This is a genomic window from Paenibacillus darwinianus, from assembly GCF_000598065.1.
GTDB lineage: Bacteria > Bacillota > Bacilli > Paenibacillales > Paenibacillaceae > Paenibacillus_I > Paenibacillus_I darwinianus.
The window spans coordinates 1423-5115 of the sequence record NZ_KK082222.1 but is presented as its reverse complement, the minus strand read 5'-3'; the positions used below and the strand labels follow the sequence as shown (position 1 = coordinate 5115).

The window sequence follows — 3693 nt, the reverse complement described above, 5'->3', positions numbered from 1 at the left end:
TCCGCCGGCCTGTTCGTGAACCGGCTCGTTCCGCACACTTACCGGTACGACGATCCGGCTGCCGAAATGAGCGCATACTTGACGGAACGCGATTATCCGGCGGATGTGACGTTAGGCTTAATGACCGCGGCCAAGCTCACCCATGCGTCGATCGCGGAGGAGGCGGGAGACCGGTTCCGGGTTGTCGTCTGCACGACGGCCGGGACGCGCAACGCCGCGAAGGCCGGCATGCCGAGAACCGTTTTTTCCGCTTGCCGGCCGGGTACGATCAACACGCTCATTTTCCTCGATTGCAAAATGACGGACGCCGCCTTGCTCGGCGTTGTCATTACCGCAACGGAGGCGAAATGCTCCGCTCTGGCGGACCTGGACATCCGAGACGAGGAAGCGCAGGAACGGCTGGCGACCGGGACGACGACGGACGCTGTCGTGGCAGCTGTCACGCAGCGGGCGGCTCACCGGCTCGTGCATGAATACGCCGGATCGGCTTCGGAAATCGGCAACGCCGTGGGCCGCCTTGTATATGCGACCGTTCATGAAGCGTCGGCTACGCAGCACGAGTCTTGACGGCCGCCTTCCGCTTGCTTTCATGCTATAATTATGAGCATAGGTACCGAGACTGACAGAGGTTTAACTCACTCGACGAGCGGAGGATGACGACCCAGATGATTCGAATTGCTGCGCTTACCGCTGATTCAGAAATCAGGTTCCTGAACCGGCTCGAAGAAACGGAAGACCAAACGTACGTCTGGTTCTGGGTGGATATGTCGGAGCCTACGGAAGCGGAGGCGCAGCTGCTCAATACGTTTTTTCATTTTCATCCGCTCGCCATTGAAGATTGCCTGCACCTGCTGCAGCGGCCGAAGCTGGATCATTACGAGGGGTTTCATTTTTTTGTGCTCCACGCGATCGATCCCGGCCTGCTGAGCGTTGAGGAGGTCGATCTTTTTCTGCACAGCCGGTATATGGTCACGTATCATTCGCTTGCTTCCAGAGCGGTGGAGGAGGCTTGGGAGAAGCTTACCCGGCATCCGGAATCGTTCGCGAAGGGGCCGGTATACGGCACGTACGTCGTCATGGACAAATTGGTCGATCATTTCTTTCCTGCGGTATACGAGCTGGAGGATTTGATCGCCGACATCGACGCGGCCGACAGAAGAGGACGAAGCAAGCAGCTGATGGACGATGTGTTCGACATCCGGTCGAGGCTTCTTAAGCTGCGAAGAACGATTGTGCCGATGAGAGAGCTGCTGTACCGGATCGTCAACTCCGAGCGGATCGCGGGCGTCCGCGACTATTATGCCTTCTACACCGATATTCACGATCATCTGCTGAAACTGTCGGAGATGATCGACTCGAACCGGGAGCTGACTGCCGATATTCGCGACAGCTATCTGTCCTACAATTCGGACCGGATGAACACGATTATGAAAACATTGACGGTCATCACGACGATTTTCATGCCGCTTACGTTCATCGCCGGGGTTTACGGTATGAATTTCGCGAATATGCCTGAGCTTGAATGGCATTGGGGCTATTTCACCGTTCTTGCGGTTATGATCGCGATCGGCTCGGGCATGTTTGCCTGGTTCAAGCGTAAAGGCTGGTTTGACTGAGTCGTGTGTGAAGGGAGCGATCGCCGGGATGAATTTAGGCGTATTTCCTTTTGAGACGGCGACAGCTGCTGCGGGTAATTCGTTAAATTTAATTAATTGAACGTGGGTTGTAGGCGCCAGCCTTTTCCCATAGTATGTATCGTATCGAACTTTTTTCTATACAGGCGCTGGCCTGAGCCTCTCGTCCGTTTACGGCCGGGGGGCTTCTTTTTTTTGAGCGGACGGATCAGGCTTTGGGATGCTGTTGCGAGGCGGGTTGGCGGAAAGACCGGCCATGGACTACAATGGATAAAGGATGAGGCGCGCGCAGAGCCGGGCGCTTATGATGAGCGTGATGTGAACGTGACGGAATCGATTGGACGATGGGGAGGGGCTGCGCTATGCCGGGATTGCCGATTGAAGCGGTCCTTCCGCAATTGGCGGATGCGCTGCGCGAAGGCGCCGGGGCCGTGCTGGTAGCCGCGCCGGGCGCAGGCAAGACGACCAGGGTGCCGTTGGCGCTGCTGGAGGAGCCGTGGATGCGCGGCAAACGAATGCTTATGCTCGAGCCGCGCCGAATGGCGGCCCGGGCTGCGGCGCACTATATGGCGGGTATGCTGGGCGAAAAAGCCGGCGGCACGGTCGGTTACCGTGTCCGGATGGACAGCCGGGTCGGGCCGCAGACGAGGATCGAGGTCATTACGGAAGGCATACTCACGCGTATGCTGCAGGACGACCCGGAGCTGGCGGATGTGGGTTTGGTTATTTTTGATGAATTTCACGAACGGAGCCTGCATGCCGACCTTGGCTTGGCGTTATGCCTGGAATCGCAGCAGGTGCTTCGCGACGATCTCCGGCTGCTGGTCATGTCGGCTACGATTGAAGCGGAACCCGTTGCAGAGCTGCTCGGCGGCGTTCCGGTCGTGGTGAGCGAGGGACGGCAGTTTCCGGTGGAAACGCGGTTTTTCCCTAAACAGCTTGCGGCGGAGCGATTGGAGGCGCATACGACTCGGGCGATCCGGCATGCGCTGTCCGTGGAGAAAGGCGACATACTGGTATTTCTGCCGGGTGAAGGCGAAATTCGGCGCGTGCAGCGCCTGCTGGGAGGGCTTGACGCTGCCACGGTGCTGCCGCTCTACGGCGCCCTGCCGCGGGCCGAGCAGGATCGGGCGCTGATGGCGGAGGAGACGGGCCGCAGGAAGGTGGTGCTCGCGACCTCGATTGCGGAGACAAGTCTCACGGTTCAAGGTGTGCGGGTTGTGATCGATGCCGGGCTGATGCGGGTGCCGCGGTTCTCGCCGAGCACAGGCATGAGCCGGCTCGAGACGGTGGCCGTATCACGCGCATCCGCGGACCAGCGGCGCGGAAGGGCGGGACGCTTGGGCCCCGGGGTCTGCTACCGGCTCTGGTCGGAAGCGTTTGACGCAGGACTCGCGCCGAGCGGCAAGCCGGAGATCGCGGAAACCGATCTGGCGCCGATGGTGCTCGAGCTTGCCGCGTGGGGAGCTCAGGACCCGCGGGAACTGCGCTTCCTTGATCTGCCGCCTGAACCGGCGGTCAAGCAGGCTTCGGAGCTGCTGGAGCTTTTGGGCGCCGTGGATGCGGGCGGTAAAATCACCGCCCATGGAAGGCGGATGGCGGGCGCGGGCGTTCACCCGCGTCTGGCGCATATGGTTTTGCTTGCGGGGCCGCTGGGCCTGGGCGGACTTGCATGCGAGCTTGCCGCGCTGCTCGGTGATCGGGACGTGCTGCGCTGGCCGAGCGCGGATAATGCCGAGGCGGATGTGACGCTGCGGCTTCAGGCGCTGCGGGCGATGGCTTCGGCCCCGGCTGCTGCGGATGGCCGCTTGTCGTTGGGAGCGGCGGAGATTGTGGCTGCCGGCGCGCGGGCGGCGCTGGCCGAAGCGGCCCAACTGAAGCGGAGGTTCGGGCTGCCGGCTGGAGTGTCGGACGGTGGTGATGACGAGCGCAGCGGGCTGCTGCTGGCGTTTGCGTACCCCGACCGGATCGGCATGAAGCGGAGAACGGGCGGCCGAGGCGCTGCTGTCGGCGGAGGAGGCGCGTATCAGCTGAGCGGCGGGCGCGGGGCGGTGCTGCC

Annotated in this window: 3 protein-coding genes; all 3 read left to right on the top strand. The window is 61.5% G+C overall.

Annotated elements, in window-relative coordinates:
- A partial coding sequence (locus tag BG52_RS14580) for an adenosylcobinamide amidohydrolase (RefSeq protein ID WP_036667591.1) occupies positions 1 to 567 on the top strand: 567 nt, incomplete at its 5' end.
- Positions 568 to 665: 98 nt separating this feature from the next.
- Complete coding sequence (gene corA / locus BG52_RS14575) at positions 666 to 1616, top strand: magnesium/cobalt transporter CorA (RefSeq protein ID WP_036585956.1); 951 nt, start codon at positions 666 to 668, stop codon at positions 1614 to 1616.
- 380 nt (positions 1617 to 1996) lie between these two features.
- Positions 1997 to 3693, top strand: a 1697-nt coding sequence (hrpB, locus tag BG52_RS14570; RefSeq protein ID WP_036667590.1) for an ATP-dependent helicase HrpB, incomplete at its 3' end; no start/stop codon positions are given.

What these genes read in the sequence shown, in the direction of transcription:
- corA (WP_036585956.1), top strand. Translation starts at nt 666, where the DNA reads ATGATTCGAATTGCTGCGCTTACCGCTGATTCAGAAATCAGGTTCCTG.